Annotated in this window: 13 protein-coding genes and 1 pseudogene; 5 read left to right on the plus strand and 9 right to left on the minus strand. The window is 53.9% G+C overall.

Translation table 11 applies throughout. The annotated features are described in order from the left end of the window. Positions 1-46 precede the first annotated feature (46 nt). Positions 47-1,537 carry a tripartite tricarboxylate transporter permease gene (locus B9K09_RS13455; protein WP_087517303.1) on the minus strand — a complete coding sequence of 497 codons (1,491 nt, stop codon included), beginning with the start codon at positions 1,535-1,537 and terminating at the stop codon, positions 47-49. A 9-nt stretch (positions 1,538-1,546) separates the two neighbouring features. Then, entirely contained in the window at positions 1,547-2,050 is a 504-nt protein-coding gene (locus B9K09_RS13460) for a tripartite tricarboxylate transporter TctB family protein (protein WP_157699357.1), read from the minus strand. A gap of 376 nt (positions 2,051-2,426) precedes the next feature. On the opposite strand from B9K09_RS13460, the pseudogene B9K09_RS13465 reads away from it, so the two are divergent. The 3 genes and pseudogenes from B9K09_RS13465 to B9K09_RS13475 all read left to right on the plus strand — a co-directional run. Continuing rightward, positions 2,427-2,561 (plus strand): annotated as a pseudogene (locus tag B9K09_RS13465) (IS3 family transposase); the annotation flags it as partial. Between the two features lie 913 nt (positions 2,562-3,474). Then, positions 3,475-6,141, plus strand: a complete 2,667-nt coding sequence (locus tag B9K09_RS13470) for an autotransporter outer membrane beta-barrel domain-containing protein (protein WP_087517306.1) — start codon at positions 3,475-3,477, stop codon at positions 6,139-6,141. 902 nt (positions 6,142-7,043) lie between these two features. Continuing rightward, positions 7,044-7,541, plus strand: a complete 498-nt coding sequence (locus B9K09_RS13475) for a C40 family peptidase (protein ID WP_087519098.1) — start codon at positions 7,044-7,046, stop codon at positions 7,539-7,541. A 242-nt stretch (positions 7,542-7,783) separates the two neighbouring features. Here the strand turns inward: B9K09_RS13475 and B9K09_RS13480 are convergent, their stop codons facing one another. From B9K09_RS13480 to B9K09_RS13505, 6 genes are all read right to left on the minus strand, one after another. Next, positions 7,784-8,533 carry an EAL domain-containing protein gene (locus B9K09_RS13480; RefSeq protein WP_087517307.1) on the minus strand — a complete coding sequence of 250 codons (750 nt, stop codon included), beginning with the start codon at positions 8,531-8,533 and terminating at the stop codon, positions 7,784-7,786. Next, on the minus strand, positions 8,533-8,940 hold the full coding sequence (locus B9K09_RS13485) for a hypothetical protein (RefSeq protein ID WP_087517308.1): 408 nt from the start codon (positions 8,938-8,940) through the stop codon (positions 8,533-8,535). The genes B9K09_RS13480 and B9K09_RS13485 overlap by 1 nt, the downstream gene beginning before the upstream one ends. Positions 8,941-9,005: 65 nt before the next feature. Then, complete coding sequence (locus B9K09_RS13490) at positions 9,006-11,570, minus strand: fimbria/pilus outer membrane usher protein (RefSeq protein ID WP_087517309.1); 2,565 nt, start codon at positions 11,568-11,570, stop codon at positions 9,006-9,008. Between the two features lie 90 nt (positions 11,571-11,660). Continuing rightward, positions 11,661-12,398, minus strand: coding sequence for a molecular chaperone (locus tag B9K09_RS13495; protein ID WP_087517310.1), 738 nt, complete (start codon positions 12,396-12,398; stop codon positions 11,661-11,663). Positions 12,399-12,482: 84 nt separating this feature from the next. Continuing rightward, entirely contained in the window at positions 12,483-13,475 is a 993-nt protein-coding gene (locus tag B9K09_RS13500; RefSeq protein ID WP_087517311.1) for a fimbrial protein, read from the minus strand. 192 nt (positions 13,476-13,667) lie between these two features. Continuing rightward, the gene (locus B9K09_RS13505; RefSeq protein WP_157699358.1) at positions 13,668-14,246 is read right to left on the minus strand and encodes a fimbrial protein; all 579 of its coding nucleotides are present in this window, start codon (positions 14,244-14,246) and stop codon (positions 13,668-13,670) included. 433 nt (positions 14,247-14,679) lie between these two features. Here B9K09_RS13505 and B9K09_RS13510 point away from each other — a divergent pair, with 433 nt between their 5' ends. Together B9K09_RS13510 and B9K09_RS13515 are read left to right on the plus strand one after the other, a co-directional pair. After that, complete coding sequence (locus B9K09_RS13510) at positions 14,680-18,270, plus strand: transporter substrate-binding domain-containing protein (protein ID WP_087517313.1); 3,591 nt, start codon at positions 14,680-14,682, stop codon at positions 18,268-18,270. Further along, complete coding sequence (locus B9K09_RS13515) at positions 18,267-18,890, plus strand: response regulator transcription factor (protein ID WP_087517314.1); 624 nt, start codon at positions 18,267-18,269, stop codon at positions 18,888-18,890. Before B9K09_RS13510 ends, B9K09_RS13515 begins: the two co-directional genes overlap by 4 nt. Before the next feature lie 29 nt (positions 18,891-18,919). On the opposite strand, the gene B9K09_RS22690 is transcribed toward B9K09_RS13515, so the two are convergent. Further along, a complete protein-coding gene (locus tag B9K09_RS22690) occupies positions 18,920-19,228 on the minus strand; it encodes a hypothetical protein (protein WP_087517315.1) in 309 nt (102 codons plus the stop codon). Positions 19,229-19,392 lie beyond the last annotated feature (164 nt).

Below are 19,392 nucleotides of genomic sequence, written 5' to 3' on the forward strand. Positions count from 1 at the left end.
TTAACGCAGCCCGAACGACTGCGTTAATGCGGTTGACTCAGAGAAATTAGCTCGTTTTTTTACGCGACCAACCTATGGCCTTACGAACCCCTGGCAGGGTGAAAGACAGAAGCGCAATAGCTAGCAGTATCATGGTCAGAGAACTGGTATAGAAAATGCTGAAGTCTCCATTAGAGATCAACATTGCCCGACGGTAGTTACTTTCTAGCATCTCTCCCAACACGAGCGCCAAGATGATTGGGGCCAGAGGTATGTGTGCTTTACGCAGCACATAGCCAACAACGCCAAACGCGAGCGTTATGTACACCGGAAACAGTGAGTTCTCTGATGCATATGCGCCAATAAAGCAGATACTGGCAACAATGGCGGCAATAGCTGGACGGGAGATGTCAGCAACCTTAGCCCAAAATTTAGCACCAAAAAGCCCTATCAAAATCATCACGGGCACACCCAACCACAACCCAGCAAAAATGGTGTAAGGGATTTCTGGGTTCGTAGTAAAGAGCAATGGACCTGGCTGAATACCATGAATCATCAGTGCGCCAATCATGATTGCAGTTGTCGGAGAGCCCGGAATACCCAACGCCAAAAGTGGCGCTAAAGCACCGGATACAGCCGCATTATTTGCGGTCTCTGATGCGGCTATTCCTTCATAACTTCCCTTACCGAAGGCTTCAGGTGTTTTAGACGACTTCTTTGCAACACCATAGGACACGAATGAGGCAATGGATGCGCCGGCACCGGGAATAACGCCGATCACATAGCCTAAAATCGAGCTCCGTATGAACAGCATCTTCATATTGTTGAACGTACTCATCGGCACCACCAAAATACCATTTAATGGCTGACTCTTTTTCTTTTCTGCCGGCCCGGCTTCAATCATAAATAACACTTCAGATAGGGCAAAAAGTCCTAGCAAAACCGGCACCAACGGAAGCCCTTCAAAAAACTCAGGCGTAGCGCTAAATCGCGGTACGCCGGTCTGAGTATCAAGCCCTACTGTTGCCAGCGCCAAACCGATACCCATAGCAATAAAGCCTTTGAGCGGAGCATCGCCGGAGAAAGTTGAGACAAGACTCAAACCTACTAAGGCCAGTCCCACATAAGCGGTGGGGCCAAAATTCAATGCATATTCAGACAGCGGCACGGCAGTAACGAAAAGACAAAGTGTACTGAGCAAGATACCGATGCCGGATGAAACAATAGAGATATTTAACGCGACCCCGGCCTTGCCTTGGAGCGTCAAAGGGTATCCGTCCCAGGAGGTAGCAACCGCAGCAGCTGTACCCGGTGAATTGATTAATATCGCTGAGATAGCGCCACCGTATTCGGCCGCAGCATACAAAGATACCAAGGTCACAATGGAGACGACTGGATCTAGTGTGTAGGTAAAAGGGATTAAGAGTGCGATGCCCAGGCTAGGGCCTAGACCCGGCACGGCGCCGATCATATAACCCAACAGCGCCCCCACAATCAGACCAATAGGGACCATCGGGTCAGCGAACACGCTGAACCCAAGCATTAGATTCTCGAACATAAGGGATACCTAAGGAAACGGAACGCCAAGGGCAACAGAGAAGACCAGATAAACTCCAACGGTCAATGCCAATGGAATAAGCAGTAAAGGCATAGGTCTGCGCTCACCTGAGACCAGCATTATTAACGCAGCAAACACAGCAGTACTGACGCTAGCTCCAATGGTTTCGAGCGACATTGCGTGCCCTAGCAGCACCAGCACACCAACGCTAATTGCTAACGGCCTACTGATACTGACGACTGTGGTCTGAACGCCCTTGATTATTTTCACCAGACTGAGCGCTAGAAGAAGTAGTAAAGCTCCCAACAATCCAGTTGCGATAATGATTGGGAAATCACCCGCCCCGAGTGCATGAACGTTCAAGGGTTTGGGAAGCATAAGCGCACCATGCATGTAATAGCCGGCGGCTCCCAGCAAGATCAACCCAACCGCAAACTCTAGCCAAACTAGAGGTACGTGGAGCCCGCTGGTTTCTTCTTGTAGAGCATCGGATGCTGCACAAGTTTTAAGCATATACATTTCCTCCAATTAGCTGGGCCATAACCCAGTAACCGACGCGGCTTGCATAGCAAGCGTGCGCTGTATTGTTATTGTTATTCGAGAAAACCTCCTCGATCCATAAACAGAAAATGGTCCGTGACTCAAAAGATGAAATCCATCTAAACACGGCGTCTGTTCGTGAGGACTAACTATGCGTGAAGCTTCTTATGCAAAGAACTGAGGATTTGTTGGGCAATGGGTAGGGCTAGGCTTGGCCTCGGCGCCGGATTATGGAGTGGTCTAATGAAACCGGACACACGCTTAGGTGAGAGTGCTCACTAGATCGAGGTGTCAAATGACCACACAACGTCGTACGTTTTACCCAAAATTCAAACGCAAGGCTGCCCACCTCATGCTCAAACAACATTGCAGCTTCATCGAATCACTCGGCGTTGTCGAGCGGTCTGATATATCAAATATCCTGAGCCGGGCGTTAGTTGTCGAGGGGCCAAACCAAGTCTGGTGTGGCGATATCACCTACATCTGAGCCCAAGGCAAATGGCACTATCTTGCGGTCGCTCTGGATCTTTACGCTCGCCGAGTAACCCCTTCCCTGTCCCACGCACAAGCGCGGTTGAAGCATAGCGGTTCCATGCACATGTAACTGGTGGAGTCAGGATTGCAGGCTCGACCAAGCCGCAAATGTAGTAATAAGCGCCCTAAATAAGCGTGATGAGGTGATCGCCGTTGTAATACGGCCCTGCCTGCGGATAGACCTGTTTCAGCAGTAGGTAAACCCGGAAGTACTCACCGTTTAGGCCGTAGCGAGCCAATAGCGAGCCAATAGCGAGCGATTAGACGCAGCAATTGAACTCCTCAGAAAGCTTGGACATATTGCAAGAGACGGAAGCTTCTATCGATTTAGTGAGTCAATTCTGCTCAGAACAGGTGAACCCGAACTAAAAAATGGAGAGATTATTAAATTAAAGAACTGCCGCTATTCAGCCAACAGGTGTTTGATAGGCCGAGAAGTAGCAGTAATGGATCGTTGGGCACTTCAGGCTATTTCATCGTAATACGCTAAGAGCAATCGACCAGATGCCCTGACAAAAAAGCAATTTTTTGAATAGACAATAATGCAATATCATAACCACTCCACTGAGATGTACTCACCCAGTCCATTATTAACAGCAGGCTCGAGGCAAACAGCTTTTCAGATAATCGAAGACGGACCTATTGCCGCGACCTTAATACCCGCACCGCGACATCCCACCCAAACGACAGGCATAAACCAGTTCTACTTGACAGGGCGGTCCTGATTGGGGGTTGCGCGACGACGATAAATTGAGTGCTGTGACAATCGAATCCCCACTATCAAAAACGACAACAATTAATTGTCAACGTGGAAAGCGTGTACTAAACCCAGTGCAGTTCTTAAAAAATTACGGGACAGCCTTATGCGCACGAAACGGTTCTGTCTACAGCCTCGCCTGTTGGGTGTCGGTGCGCTTTCCCTTACAAGCTTGGCCATGCAACAAGCTCAGGCAGCTTGCATACTCGCACCCGGTCCAGGCGTCGACACTTATGTATGCGACAGTGGCAGCAGCGCCACCGGTCTAACTGATCTGGAGGGCAACAACACCCTGACCCTGCCAGCCGGCGGCACTGGCACCATCAACGGCAACATTACCACCGGGCCCGGCGCCGACTTCGTCGACATAAACTCCGGCAGCATTGTGGGAGCCGTGAATCAGGGCGACGGCAACGATCGCTTTCAGATCAGTGCCGGCACGGTCACAGGCGCGGTCTCCCAAGGCAATGGCATCGACGACTTTGTCATGAGTGGCGGGCAGATCGAGTCTCTCGCCCAGGGTGATAGCCGCGATACCTTCCTGATGACCGACGGCATCATCGTCGGTGCCTTTGACGATGGCGATGTGGCGCAACAGACGGGCGGCACTATCGGCCGGGTCAACATGAAGCTGGACAAAAATATCTACCTCATGTCCGGCGGCACGATCCTTGGCAACCTTGTCACCGGATTTGACATCGACAGGATTGAAGTGTCGGGCGGCACCATCGGCGGTAATATCAGCACCAGCGGTGGTGATGACAGCATCACCGTCAGCGGTGGCGTAATTGACGGCCAGATCCGCGCCAGCGTCGGCAATGACACCTTCAACTGGCTCAATGGCGGCCAGATCAACTCCGCCGTGCTGATGGGCGATGGCAACGACACCGCGCAGCTCAGCGGCCTGAGCGAAAGCCTGCTGAGTACTACACCGTCCATCGATGGAGGTCTAGGCAGTGATCAACTGACCTTCGATAACACCACCTCCAGCATGGCTTCCCGATATATCGGTTGGGAAACCGTCAACCTCAACAACAATTCACACTTCGGCCTAGCAGGGAATTTTTTCCTCGGCGACAACGCCAGCAATACCGGAATGCTTTCAATCGACAGCAGCAGTGTGCTGTCCGTGACCCAAGGCAACATCCGCCCCTATACCGCAGGTCAACGGGCCACACTGAACAACTCCGGTACCATCGATATGACCACCGGCAGCAACAGCGCCACCGACTCGCTGACGGTGTATGGCAACTATGTCGGCAACAACGGTCAGTTGTGGCTGCAAACTGTGCTGGGTGACGACACCTCTGCTACTGACAAACTGGTGGTCTCCGATGGCATTATCAGTGGCAATACCCAATTGGCGGTAACCAATCTCGGCGGCTTGGGTGGTCTTACGCAAAACAACGGGATTGAAGTCGTCCAAGCAGTCAACGGTGCGGTTAGCAGCACCAATGCTTTTGCCTTGAAGGGCTCGCTCTCTGCAGGGGCGTACCAGTACTACCTGTTCAAGGGTGGCGTTACCGCAGGTTCGGAAAACAACTGGTACCTGCGCTCCTCCGTGGTTGCGGTACAACCGCCTGTGGTACCGCCAACCCCTCCGGTACCACCCGTGGTGGTGCCTGTGCCACCCATTCCGCCGACGCCACCTGTGGTCGACCCCGATGAGCCGTCCGTGGAGCCACCGACCCCACAGCCTGTCGCACCGGTCGAGCCTCCTGCTCCACCACCTGGCCAGGTGCCAGCCGTAGTATCACCGGAGCCTGCCGTCACCACTCCGCCATTACCGACGGCAGTGGCGGGCGCCGATCCGATCCCGTTGTATCGTTTGGAGGTGCCGGTGTATTCAGTCGTCGTGCCAGCTGCGCAATTGATGACCTTGCAAGCGCTGGGTACCTTCCATGATCGCCAGGGTGAACAAAGCCTATTAGGTGAAACCGGCGCAGTCCCCGCCGGTTGGGGGCGCGCCTACGGCAGTGATTTCAACAAGAGTTGGTCAGGCACCGTATCACCCAGTTTCGACGGTTCTATCAAGGGCTATCAGGTCGGTCATGATCTGTACGCCGCCGAAACCAGTGGTGGACAGATCCAGCGCTTCGGCCTGTTTGTCGGTCAGACCCGCTTGCGGGGGGATGTCAAAGGCTTTGCCGAAGGCTTTCATGACCACCACTCGGGACGGGTCAAACTCGACGGCGACAACTTGGGTGCCTACTGGACCCTCACTGATCCCAAGGGCTGGTACGTGGACCTAGTGGCCATGGGCACTCGCCTAGACGGTGATAACAAATCCGACCGTGGCGTGAAAATGGACAGTGAGGGCCATGCCTTGGCTCTGTCTGCCGAAGCCGGTTACCCGATTGCAGTTTCTGAGCATTGGGTGGTAGAGCCGCAGGTGCAGGTGATCAACCAGCAGATCGATATGGACAGCCAGAACGATGGAATTTCAAAAGTCTCGTTTGATTCACAAGACTACTGGACGGGTCGCATTGGCGCACGCCTGAAGGGGCGTTATCTAGTGCAGAACACGCCTGTCGAACCTTACCTGCGAGCGAACGCCTGGCGCACCTTTGGCGGCAGTGACACAGTGACTTACGACGATGTTGACCGGATCAAAAGCGAGCACAAATCCTCCTCGCTCGATCTCGGAATGGGTATGGTTGCACGATTGTCGTCTTCGGTCAGCGTATACCTGTCTGCAGACTACAGTACCAACCTAGACACCAATACCTTGGAAGGTGTAAGTGGCAATACGGGAGTGAGGATAAGCTGGTAACCCTCCCGGGGTCTAAATACGCCTCCCGATGCGGAGCCAGCAGGCAAACGCAAGCAGGCCCATGATAGATGCTTGCTGGCTGAGGTAGAGCAAATGGCACCCTGACTGAACTATTCACCCGGCCGTTCTGACACGAAACGGAGGGACTGTCCGGAGGGTAAAAACCGGCGTCCGAGAGAACCGGCCAGACCGAAACCTGCCCACACGGACCTCCATAGAAAAACGGCAACCAAGTCTCTGTAAGCACTTAATCGCTGACCATGGCCCCATGCACCTCAAACAATTTAAGCTCTGACACCCAGCCCAGGATTGACCGCGAAGAAGTGAAGCGTAAATGTGAAACCGCGATAAAACAGGCATGCATCATCAATAAGCTCTCACGCACGACCTGTAACAAACTATTACCATTAATTGTTTCCAGACGGTGTGCCTACTAGGCACTTATGGTTTAGCAACAACAGCCCTCTCTACAAACTACGGATCAGTCAGTAGGGTCGATATACGTTCATCGGCCGCGGAGCTACTGAGACGGATTGCCTAATAGTTAAGAGTTAACGACTGCAGTATATAAAGCGACGCCGATACCTCCACACGGATATCATCTCACCCGGCGTTGGTCATATCGCAGCAAGTAATGGGACTATTCAGATGGACAATAGAATGCATATTGATTAATTGCGACTGACTCTTAACGTATCTAAAAACATTACAAATCACCCGACAAGCCCCTCAGCCATCCTTTAACATAAAGTACTCACCTCGCACGTCTGAAAATCAGGCCAGCCTCACATAATAAGTAGGACGAGACCGACATATAAATACCAGGGATTTTTTTATTCTGCTTGCCAGTTTTTTATGCAGTATAAATCGTGCCTACCCCCTATAAACCCTTCTTGCTGGCGATGCTTCTAACTTTAATGGACGATGCTTCCAGCAGGCCTATTACGCCTGAAAGACCCCAGCCATCAAATAGCGTATCCACGCCCGTTATGCTTGACATTATCGATCGAGCCCATGAGCTGATCGGCACCCCTTATCGATGGGGCGGCACATCGGCCAGAAACGGTTTCGATTGCAGCGGCCTGCTGGTTTACCTGTTTCTCAACCAGGCCGACATCAAACTACCCCGTACCACTGCCGCCATGATGAACGCGTCGTACAAAGCCGTCGCCAAAGACAAGCTCAAACCTGGAGATGCGGTGTTCTTCAGCCGTAACGGCAAAGGTCGGATCAACCACGTCGGTTTGTATATTGGCGACGGGCGTTTCATACATGCGCCGCGCACAGGTAAGAACGTAAAAATCGACACCCTGAAGAACAGCTACTGGCGTCGTAGCTACAAGACTGCACGGCGCTTTCATGAGCCGGCACGGGAACAAGCTCCCGTCAGTCGGCTTTAAAGAACCTCGATGAAGCCTGCATATTCACGTTGAAAAAGATGTCCACCGTTAAATATCTGTTTAATGGTGACATTCGGCTGAACTTTTTCTTCCTGCCCCCAGGCGCTAAGCTAGGAGTCGGCCAGAGCTTTGGCGTGTGGCGGATACGGCGTACCCGTTACCCAAGACCTGCCACTAGATAGAAGCCGCCAAAACCATGGGCATTGGCGGCGTACAAGTTTTTCACAATATCTAAACGAGCATCAACCAAGCCCAAGACGTTTTTGTTTGTAGTCAGCCGCGCATTGAGCATCCAGGGGTCGGGAGTACCAATTGCCTTGCACCATGGTACACCCCATCTTCTTCAGCGCATTGCGCTGGAACACACATTCCACACCTTCGGCAATGGTCTTCAAGCCCAGCACTTGAGCAAGGTTCAAGGTGGCATCGACGCACGCTTGGCTCTGCATCTGAGTAGTCATGCCCACGATCAAGTTGCGGGGGATTTTCAAAGTATCAACAGGCAGCTCGCACAGACGCTGAAAGTTAGATAACCCGTTGCCAAAGTCATCCAGCGAAAACCCCACCCCCAGGCTTTTAAAACGCTCCATGCCTGCCCGGGCCAGAGCAAAGTCAACATCAACCGCTCCTACTTCAGTAATTTCAATGTGCAGCCGCTTCAAGCCCTGCTCGCCAAACACCTGACAGATATCTTCGATCAACACAGGGTTACCCAACTGTACCAATTCCAGGTTGATGCTGATCGCACCCAACAGGTCGATATTGCGAGATACGTATTGGCAAATAACCAAGGTCAGGTCATCCAGCAACCCAGCCTTTCTAGCCGCCGGAATAAACACCTCGGGGGAAACCGCCCCGCCACCGTGCACCCATCGCGCCAGTGCTTCAAACGCCACCACCCGGGACGTCTCCAGCTCGATGATCGGCTGGTAAACTGGCACCACCTGGTTGAGCAACAGCTGTGAGTCGAGCCAAACCACATTGCTGTCCATCAGTAATGCCCCACGGCAGCGACGCACTCAGGTGTTAGGTAAGGCTGCAGGGCGAAGTGCAGTGCCGACTGTTTCAACGGCAAACGCAAGATGTCGTGCAGTGGTAACTCCAGCGATGTTGTCGCCCGCAGCAAAACATTTCGCAGCGCATCGTCATAAATGCCCGTCAGAAAAATATGCTCCACCCCAAGCTCTTTATGCAGCTGCCAGATGCGAATCAGATCCTGTTGCGGATCGACGCCCTGACGCAATAACGCGATGTCATATGGTTCGCCAGAACGCAACGGGTCTTGCCGCGCCTCATCGACCGTGGCGTACAGCGTAATAGAAAAGATCCCCAGCAGATTGACGCAGCGATGGGTGTCATAAGCCATGAAGGCGTTGTCTTCAATTAGTAAAAGTCTCATCGCAAGCCCTCATGACGAGAATAAAAAAAGCGCCAGCTAGCTGGCGCGAAAGGAGCGGGTACCGGTTATTGGCAGATCAAGGTCTGGCTTTGGTAGTTCTCGCCGACTTTGGCCTCGGCCAAGGAATAAGTCGCCGAACAGCTTTCTTCACCCCACTTCACCTTCAGCGAACCTTCGTTTTTTTCCAGCAGTACCAGAGCAGTTTGCCGTGGATCAACGATGGCCAGTTGTTGGCCAGCTTCGTTTTCCACCACCGCACCGAACGGGACTTTCGCGCCGTTAGCTTGGGTGAATATCGCTTCCAGGCGCCGACCAGTCTTGGCCTTGAAACTTGCCTTGGTGATTGCCCCGCGACGAGGAATGACCTGCTGACTGGTGCTTTCTAGGTCCACGTCGCCCCCCAAGTCCTGGGTGTTCAAGTTGACCCAGTTGCCCCGGTATGGCTGGGCATTGGGGATAACCGCATAGCCGTTACCAGCGGTTTTGATGCCTGCATAGTTACCGACCTTCACACCTGGAGTGTTTTCCACTTCGGCCAGGGTGAAGGTTTCGCCCACCGGCTGACCGAAGTTGATGCCGCCACCGTGGGCTACCACCGAACCCCGAGCGCTGAGGTTGACGGTCTTGTAGTCCGAACCCTGGCTGTAACCGGCGCCGACGTTAGCGTATGGGGTCTTGGCGTTGATGTTGCCCTCCCCGCTGGTTTCCCCCGAAGCGGTACGCCCCCCACCCACGGTGTAAGTCACATCGTCGCGTCCGGCTACATAACCGCTAACACTGCCGCGAGTGCTGGTGCCGTAGCTGTCATGAGTAGCGTACAGATTGGCGCGGGGTGCGCGGGCCTCACTGCCGAACGGGAAGGACACGCTCACCGACACTTGGGTATCGCTATTGCGGGTCGAACCGGTGTTGTAGCCTTGGCTAAAATTGTCGGCATAACGGCTGTGGGACACGTTCAGCGAGTAGTTCACCGTCTGCCAGTGGCCGTTGTAACCGGCCTGCAAGGTGCGGGTACGACCGTTGAGGTTCCAGTAATCCTGATCGCTGGCCGAGAGGTACAACGAACCCAGGTCACGACCAAGGCTTTGGTTGACCGTCAGATTGAACTTGGAACGGGCGCGGCCTCGGGGCTGGTCGCCCACTTCGCGGCTGTCGTCGTCCACGTGCTCGCCCAGGGTGCGATAACCCTCGGTGGAGTAACGGTAGCCGGCCAGGGTGAAGGTGGTGTTGGTGTCCGACAGGGTCTTGCTGTACAGGAAGCGCACACTCTGCCCGGTGTTGTCGCCCTGGCGGGTCTTACTGCTGGACTGGGTGGCATCCACCGACACCGCGCCAAACGGCGTGTTGATACCGGCCCCCCCGTTGGCGGCGCTGAAGCCGTCACTGAGCATCAAACCACCGAACACCGTCACGTCGTCGGTCAAGCCGTACACCAGGTTACCCGTACCGAGCAGCGGCTTGTTGCTGTCCTCCCGCAAGTCGTCGTATTGACCCACATCCAGGCTGTAGCGATACGTGCCTTTACGGGTCATGACCGGCAACGAGGCAAACGCCTGTGTGAAGGTGCGCACCTGACCGTCAGCCTCGGTAATAACGACTTCCAGGTCACCGTTGGAACCGGTGGGGTAGATGTCCGTCAGCTCGAACGGGCCAGCGGAAACGTTGGTGTTGTACAGCACGTAACCGTTCTGGCGGACTTCCACCGTAGCATTGCTGTTGGCGACGCCGCGTATCACAGGTGCATAACCGCGCTCGCTCTCGGGCAACATCGCCAGGTCCGAGCCCAGTTGCGCACCACGGAAACGCACGCTGTCGAAAATATCCGAGTTGGTATAGGTCTCACCCAGGGTCAGCTGGCTTTTCAGGCTGGTGATGTCGCGCTGGGCGTAGTTGCGGTTGCTGTTGAACTCGCCTTTACCGTAACTGCTGTCGGAATAGCTGGACTCATTGCGCAAACGCCAAGGGCCGATGTTCAAGCCGTTGCGCATATTCAGGAACATCGAGTCATTACTGCCGGTGTCGCTCTTGCGACGGCTACCGCTAAGGCTGTAATTGCTGAACGCGGCAGTGACGCCTTCATCCCACAGTGCCGGGTCGATATAACCCCGGGAAGCTCGGGACATGCTGGCCTGGGGGACGTTGATGTTCAAACGCAACAGGTTGGGCTCGTAGTCGACGTTCGCCTCGGGAATGATCGCCTTAAGGTCGATGCAGGTGGTCGGCGCAATATCGGCGTCCAGCTTACCGGCGGCGATCAAGGCCTCCATATCCAGACCCAGATTACGCAACATCTCAAAGGTCAGGCAGGGGCTGACTTCACCGTCGGCCCGTTGTTCAAACATCACATCCTGCCGACCGCTCAGTGCGCGATTGACATGAATATCCACCCTGTAAGCACCGGGCAAAACGCTGTTGCCTTCGATGAACTGCTTGAGGTCTTCCGGCTGACCCAGGCCTTGGACAAAGGCCATGTTGTACGCCAGCAACGGAAACTCTTTGGTGGTTTCACCCTCCTCCGCAAAAGCCTGCCCCGAAAGCCCCAGCGCCATGGCGAGGGTAAGTTGAGACAGCCGCCAGTGTGGAGCCTGAAAACCTTGGTTAACGACGAGGCGTTTCGTTTTTTTGCGCATGATGAAAACCTGAGTTCTGCTTATTCGAGACAAACGAAGCCCGTGGCGATAACTCGCGTTATCGCTCGACTCGGCTCGTGAAAGGGATCGTTACTGGGCGACTAACTTCGCTTGGGCGCTGATGCCCGATTGCAGGGCAGCCTTGAAGGTCTGCTGGCCGCCCCAGTCGTTGATGCTCACAAAGCTCAAGTCGGTCTTGGCGCTGGAGACGGCATGGGCCAGGGGAAAGCTCAGCTTTTCACCCGGGGCGATCATCTGGCGTTCTGTCACCATGGTTTCCTGGCCGATTAGCCCCAACTTTGTCTGCAAGGTGGAAACATGGTAGGCGCTGGGGTTATGGACGCTCAGGCTCTTACCGCCTTTATCCAACGTCCATTGCAGGCTGGACGGTGCATCTTTAACCTCACCGACCAGATTGGCTGGGCGATAGAAAACCTTGATGCGTTGACGCACGGCAATTTGCAAAGTGTTCTTGCCGACGGCTTCCGACGGAATTTCTTGAACGTTCAGCCACACCACTGACTCACGATCCTGGGGCAAGCCGCTGCCTTTGAAGAGGATTCGTAACAGTTGCTGACCTTTACCACCCATTTTGGTCAAAGGTGGGGTAACAGCAAACGGTATGTTTGTATCGCTACCTTTACCGCCGTCGAGCCAGGATTGCACCAGGATTGGGCGATCCGACTCATTACGGACGATGAGGTTTTCTTCTTTGTTCTTTGCCTCGAACACTACGCGGGTTTGGCCTAAGGTAATACCGGCCTGAGCAGTGGATATAAATAACATTGAAAGCAATGCAACTAATAAACCGACGATATTAAATCGCATAAATATGACCTCTGACGTCGTACGCCAAAAATTGTGCATACAACGCGTTAAAAAATTCAAATAATAGAAGCAAAGACTAAGTCATCATTCAACAATGGTTTCAAATACCAGTTGCGTGTCAATTTTCCCACCATCCATTGCCTCGCCGGGATTTTCTTTTATCTGGGCGTTAAAGGTATAGGTCAAACCATTAGGACCGAAAACGGGGGTATTGCTGGAAAGTCTATACGGCGCTGTCAAACTAATCGGAGTGTTATCTTTATTTTGCAATTCGATCTGAATACCTTTAGCGCAATCAGCATCTGAGCAGTTCAGCAATGCAGAACCATCCGGCTTGATGCGCTGGGAGCTAAACGCTAGCGACACAGAATTGTTATAGCCCGTCGCATCCAACTGATCGGTGCAACTGTCAAATACCACATCGAATGATTCTGTTGCCCCCACCCCGCTAATATCACCAAAAGGAACATTGATATTAGTGGTTGCTAGAGAGCATTCAGTACCGATAATTTCACCTGGAGGAATTGCCCCAAGCTGAGAAAGTTGAAATGTTGCACTATTTCCTCCTCCAACAAAAACATCTAGGCCTACCACAGAAAGCGTTGAATTCTTAAGCGATAACTGACTTGGCCCGACAGGAATCTCACCCGTCTTAACGAGCTCAAAACTTTTGCTCACGACTGAAACTCGACTGCCAATCGGGATCGGCCGCAGATCCCCCACACCGGGCCCAGTAGAATAATTTCCGGGATAGTAACTCGCACAAGACTCACCCGCACTCCTCAACCCGACACCATATACTGTGGTCTCACACATGCGTGGACTGTTGGCAAGTGGATCAACTGGCTGCGCGCCCAAACGATAAATTATAAGATCAGTTAAGCTTTGGCTGCAGCCTGTCACAGTAATATCAATATCGAACATACCAATCACATCGCCGACATTGGCCAAAGCCGGATCACCAAAATAACTATATGTACTCGCGATATCATTAAACGGACAAGGAGTTGATCCAAAGTCAGCATATGCTTGCAAACTACATAACAACAGAAACATCCCGCAAATACTACGAACCATGATATTGACTACCCAATAGCTATCTCATGCATGTATTGCACGAACGGAAATTAATCAACCAAACTGGGTAGCACCAACCTTTGCATTAGCCCAGACAATAGAGATGGTCATACCCTGGCAATAAATACCAGATACCTCTCCACTCAGATCCAAAAGGAGCCAAAGAAGAGATATCTGATACTGCGGACTAAATCACTCGTAAGTCAGCAAGAACGGCAGGCTAGCGTTGGCAGCACCACCTACCTGAGTATCACCGTTGCTAACGTAGGTCGCACGCAGCGCCATATCAGCAGTACCTACACCAGCACCATCAACGGTCAACGGAGCACGAATTTCACCGTTGGCGCCCAGATCGATAATCTGATTAGTACCGTCAACCAGTGCGATACCGGCACCTGTCGCACCACCAGCTGCCAGGGACAGCAGACGGTTGTCCATGGCGTCCAGACCGCTACCACTTTGTGGATCGAAGCTCATGACCACAGCAGTTTTACCGGTGGCGGCGGTGCACGACAGACCCAGGTCGATGTCGGTGAACGCCGCGCTGACAGTACCGTCGCCAGCTACAGTAGACAGGTCGCTGAACGAAACATCGCCCATGTCAACGTCGACAACACCAGCACCAGCACCAGCACCGGCATCGCCACCTGGAGCGACGGTGCAAGTGGAGGTGTTCAGGTTACCGGTGAAGTTCAGGGTGCCGGTTTCAGCGAAAGCACCGCTGGACATGACAGCAGCAACGGCCAGGGCGAGGAGGGAAATTTTCTTCATGAGTACGATCTCGTTCAAGTTGATTTGGCCTGCATCCAGCAGGTGAGGCAAAGATAGAGATCGAACAGAGCCCTTACTGTAGGCGCCAGACATCAACCATCAAGCCGTACACCCTCACCACATGTAGGCCTAGCCCTACAAACCAACCCGCAATTCAACAGCACTCATCGCCCTGCTCTACTGAGTAAAACAGCTTTAACCCGCTACTTCAGGCCTTTCAGACAGTGTTTGTATTAGCAGGTTTATTGCTTACCCAGGAACTTTCTGACTTTACGCTCGCCTTTTAGCGTTCAGGGCCGGGTAGCCAAGGCCCGTGGCATAGGCTTTACTACGCACCAACAATTACTGCACCGGTGGCCGTTGAACCGAGGTAACAATCATCAACCTGTTTAGACTATTTAGCCTTGCCACTTGCCTGCTCTTGAGCTTGGCTTTGCGCGCCGAGCCCGTACCGTTGCACCTGACTGTTCGCACGCCCGTGCTTGCACCAGTGCCCGAGCTGTCGGCCGCGAGCCAGGCCTGGCTCGTGCAGCACAAGACAGTGCGGGTCGCCGCTTGGGGAGAGGTGGCCTACCCGCCTTTCGACATGCTGTATCAATCCGACCACTTTGAAGGCCTGAGCGCCGATTACCTGGGCGTATTGAAGCAAAGCTTGGGCGTGCACCTAGCGATCCAGCGCTTCCCTGACCGGGCCACCGCCGAGCAAGCGCTGGTGAGCGGCGAGGTCGACATGCTTGCTTTCTATACCAGCGATGCACCCGCGCGTAGCGATATCCTGAAATCCCGCCCCTACCTGCTCAACCGCGCGGTCATCTTGAAACGCCCAAATGACCCTTTGGATGCCACTGGCGAGTTGGTCGGCCGACGACTAGGTATCGCGGGCGATACCGGCGTGATAGAGCGAGCGCGGGCACAATACCCGCAGGCCAGGCTGGTGCTGTATAACAGTCGTCAGAATGCAATCGCCGCGCTGGTCTATGGGCAAGTGGACGCGCTCTGGAGCGATGCTGCATCGGCCGACTACCTGATCAAGCGAGCCTATTTCAACCAAGCAGTGGTGGGTGGTGAAGCCCGGAACCCGGCCTTCAATCTCGGATTTGCCGTTAGTACCAACCAACCGGCCCTATTGGACGCTATCAATCAGGTTCTGGTGGCATTGCCATTGGCGGGACGCTTGCGCATCGCCACACGCTGGAGGCTGGGTGCTCAATATGCACTGAGCGAAAATCCATTGTCCTTAACATCGGATGAACAGGCCTGGCTTGCTACCCACAAGCAAATCCGGGTGGCTGTCAATGGCGCTTACGCGCCGCTGACGTTCTTCGATCAACAACAAACCCTGCAAGGGTTAACAGTCGATATCTTTCAGCAGATCCACAAGCGTACCGGTATCAACTTTACCTTCGTGCCCAGTGATTCGTTGCACGACATCAACCAAATGCTGGAGGGCAACAAAGCAGATGTCATCGGCGCTCTGAGCATCGGTGAGCAACGGCAGGCAACGTTACAGTTCACCCGGCCCTATCTGGTCAACCCGTTCGTAGTGGCCTCAAAAGCCACCGCCCCACCGCTTATGGACATTGCAGAGCTCAACGGCAAACAATTGGCAATTCCGGAGAATAACCCACTGATCCCGTGGCTGAGGGCGCAGTATCCAGAGATAACACTGCTACCTACCAAAAATGCAATCCGTGGCCTCGAATTGCTCCACGAAGGCAAGGTCGACGGCAGTGTCAATGCACAGATCAGCACCGACTACTTCATCAAACATTTTTTCCCCAACGAACTGCGCATCAGCTCCAACATCGGGCCCAAGGGCGCGCACATCGCCATGGCCACCCGACAGGATCAACCGCTACTGCGGAGCATTCTGGACAAGGCGATGCTAGACATCCCCCCCGAGGAAATGTCACGCCTGACCGACCGCTGGCGCAGCCACTTCACCCCGACCTTGGCCAGTTCATGGAGCAATTATAAAGACCTCATCTACAGTATCATCGGCGCTGCGGCGGCCTGTGTACTGCTGTTCCTTCTCTGGAACCGTTACCTGCGCCACCAAATCAAACAACGGCAAAAGGCCGAGCGAGCGCTCAAGGATCAGTTGGAGTTCACCCATACCTTGATCGACGGCTCACCTGTCGCGTTGTATGTGCGTGATAACCAAGGGCGACTCCTGCAATGCAACAAAGCCTATCTGGAGTTCCTCAAGACCGACCGCGACCAGGTGATCGGTAAACGACTGCCAGAATCCCCGGTGATGACCACCGACTTCAACCAGCAGTATCACGCCTTGTATGAACGAACCCTCCGCGATGGTTCGCCGACTTTCGCATACCTAGAGATATTGGTCGAAGGTGATCAGTTCCGGATCTATCACTGGACGCTGCCGTTCCAGAATGCCGTGGGCGAAATCATCGGCATTATTGGCGGCTGGCTCGACATCACCGAACGCGAACGGCTGATGCAGGAGCTGCGCGAAGCTAAAGAAATGGCCGACGCCGCCAACCGCTCAAAATCGATTTTCTTGGCGAGCATGAGTCACGAAATCCGCACCCCGATGAATGCCATCCTCGGACTGTTAGAGCTGTTGCAACGCCGAGGTGGCGATGCCCAACAAGTGCGTGAATCCATACGGGCAGCCCATGACTCGGCCCATTCGTTGCTGTCGCTAATTGGCGACATTCTGGATTTATCGAAGATCGAGTCCGGTGCCATGGAGCCCTCTCCACGCACCACAGCCATCGTCGAGTTGGTGGAATCGTTATTCCGATTGTTTGAGCATAGCGCCCGTCAGAAGAACCTAGAAGCGAATCTGGTGATCGAGGTGCAGGATGAGTACGTACTGATCGACTCTCTGATGCTCAAGCAAATCGTCTCGAACCTGATGAGCAATGCCATCAAGTTCACCGCTCAAGGCAGCATCGAACTGGCGCTATTCCAGGAACTGGACGCGCCGGAACCAGGCAAGGGCCGCTTCGTGATCCAGGTTTCCGATACCGGCCCCGGCATGAGCCCCAGCCAGCAACAGGCAGTGTACGAACCCTTTGTGCAGGTATGTAATGAAAGCCTGGCCAGAACCGGCAGCGGTCTGGGTCTAAGTATTTCCCGGCGCTTAGCCGAGTTAATTCCCGGCGATTTGCAGGTGGAAAGCGAACAGGGAGTAGGCTCGACGTTCAGCCTCAGTTTTGATGTGCCGTTGAGTGCTGCCATCGAGCAGGACGCTTTAAACATTGAAGATCAAGCTCTACGCTCTTCGTTGCGGATTCTGATTGCCGACGATCATGCGGCGAATCGCCTGTTGCTCTGCCAGCAACTGGAGTTTTCGGGGCACACAGTGGACGCTGCCGAGGATGGCGACATTGCGTTGGCACTATGGGAGCCGGCCCAACCACCCTATGACTTGATCATCACCGATTGCGACATGCCGAAAATGGACGGTTTTACCTTAACCCGCACGCTGCGAGAACGGGAGCAATGTCTCGGTCGCCCGAACGTACCCGTGCTGGGGCTGACAGCGAATGCCCAGATGGAAATGATCCTGCTGTGCAAAGACGCCGGCATGACCGACTGCCTGTTCAAACCCATTACCCTGGATGAGTTGAACCAGCGGGTCGTTCAGGCCTGCCGGGGTGGGTCGGAGGCGAATACTATCGCGGTTCCAGCCACGGAGGGGGAAGACCCGGTGGCACACAACGCCTTTCTGGAAGAGGTGATCAGCACGAACCGGGCCGATGCCCTGGCACTTGAAACCCTCGCCCGCCAGCAGGACAGCAAGGGGCTAGCAAGGCTGACCCATCGCATCAAAGGTGCCGCCAAATACGTGGATGCCCATGGTGTAGTGCTCGCCTGCGAGATGCTCGAAACATACGCCAGCAAGGGTGATACCACACAAGTACAAGCACAGATCATGACCTTGTTGCGTGAGCTGCAAGCGCTGGAAAGCTCGTTACTACAACGCATGCAGGACAACAACGTGGCCGTCAGGGCTGACATCGACGACGAATCAACTTCAAGGCATCTATGAACGTTTTATTGATTGACGACCACCCGGTGATCCGCTCGGCCGTGCGAGGTTTTTTGAAACCGCATGGCTTTAACGTGGTGGGTGAAGCCAGCGACGGCATGACTGCGCTCAAGATGATTGAAGAGGTTGATCCGGATATCATAATTCTGGACATCGACATTCCAAAACTCGATGGTCTGGGAGTAATGAAACGCTTGCAGGCGTTGCCCAAAGATTATCGCGTGCTGGTGCTGACTGGCGTCAAAAGCAACGAGATAGCCGTCCGCTGTGTGCATGCCGGTGCCAGCGGTTACTTGAGCAAGGCGAGTGACATGACCGAGTTGCTGGATGCATGCATGGCGCTGAAGCGCGATCACACATGGTTTTCAAAAGAGGTACTGAACTCTGTGCGCAACCAAGACTTTGCCTCCAACGAAGCCGAGATGCTCAGCCAGTTGTCGTCTCGGGAGATGAGTGTCTTGCGCAGCCTGGTGCAGGGAGAAAGCAATATGCAGATCGCGGATACGTTGCACCTTAGCCGCAAAACAGTGAGTACCTACCGCAGCAGGTTGCAACAGAAACTGCATATAAACAACCTGATTGAAATGGTGGAACTCGCTAAACGAAATGGACTTCTTTAACGCCATCCTTGGCAGCGGGTTCTCAAGCTTTACTCATGGGCGAGCACCACCACACCGCCTGGCCATAACTGCCGCACGACGGCAAAGTCATTGCTCCCCGTCGTGCCTTGTGTAGTAAAGGTTACAGTGCGTATACCATCACGACCCGCGCAGCGTTCACTCCAGCCGGACTCTAAGGTGCCGGGCCATCGAGACATTTGCTGAGGCGACAATCCACAGGTGCGCTCAACGAGACTGCCATGAAACTGTAAAACTCCCTGGATACTGGCCGGCTGGGCTACAGAGAGTTCTGCGCTTAACGAAAACAGCGTTGCCCAAATGATCGGCTGCTTGTTCATACATCACCTCGACGTGTATTAGCTACGCAGATGAGTAAAGCCCAACACGAGATTAGCCGCCAGAATGAGAAAGACCGATGCATCACACGCTCAGGTGCTCCAGCCACTCTTCAGTTTCAATACCTAGAACAAACGGCGGGGTAATTATAGATAGAGTGTCTTTG

Source organism: Pseudomonas sp. M30-35, assembly GCF_002163625.1.
Classification (GTDB): Bacteria; Pseudomonadota; Gammaproteobacteria; order Pseudomonadales; family Pseudomonadaceae; genus Aquipseudomonas.

Bases quoted from the DNA above. Each gene is read 5' to 3' on its own strand.
- B9K09_RS13455 (WP_087517303.1), bottom strand. From the start codon at position 1,537: ATGTTCGAGAATCTAATGCTTGGGTTCAGCGTGTTCGCTGACCCGATG.
- B9K09_RS13460 (WP_157699357.1), bottom strand. From the start codon at position 2,050: ATGCTTAAAACTTGTGCAGCATCCGATGCTCTACAAGAAGAAACCAGC.
- B9K09_RS13470 (WP_087517306.1), top strand. From the start codon at position 3,475: ATGCGCACGAAACGGTTCTGTCTACAGCCTCGCCTGTTGGGTGTCGGT.
- B9K09_RS13475 (WP_087519098.1), top strand. From the start codon at position 7,044: ATGCTTCTAACTTTAATGGACGATGCTTCCAGCAGGCCTATTACGCCT.
- B9K09_RS13480 (WP_087517307.1), bottom strand. From the start codon at position 8,533: ATGGACAGCAATGTGGTTTGGCTCGACTCACAGCTGTTGCTCAACCAG.
- B9K09_RS13485 (WP_087517308.1), bottom strand. From the start codon at position 8,940: ATGAGACTTTTACTAATTGAAGACAACGCCTTCATGGCTTATGACACC.
- B9K09_RS13490 (WP_087517309.1), bottom strand. From the start codon at position 11,570: ATGCGCAAAAAAACGAAACGCCTCGTCGTTAACCAAGGTTTTCAGGCT.
- B9K09_RS13495 (WP_087517310.1), bottom strand. From the start codon at position 12,398: ATGCGATTTAATATCGTCGGTTTATTAGTTGCATTGCTTTCAATGTTA.
- B9K09_RS13500 (WP_087517311.1), bottom strand. From the start codon at position 13,475: ATGGTTCGTAGTATTTGCGGGATGTTTCTGTTGTTATGTAGTTTGCAA.
- B9K09_RS13505 (WP_157699358.1), bottom strand. From the start codon at position 14,246: ATGAAGAAAATTTCCCTCCTCGCCCTGGCCGTTGCTGCTGTCATGTCC.
- B9K09_RS13515 (WP_087517314.1), top strand. From the start codon at position 18,267: ATGAACGTTTTATTGATTGACGACCACCCGGTGATCCGCTCGGCCGTG.
- B9K09_RS22690 (WP_087517315.1), bottom strand. From the start codon at position 19,228: ATGAACAAGCAGCCGATCATTTGGGCAACGCTGTTTTCGTTAAGCGCA.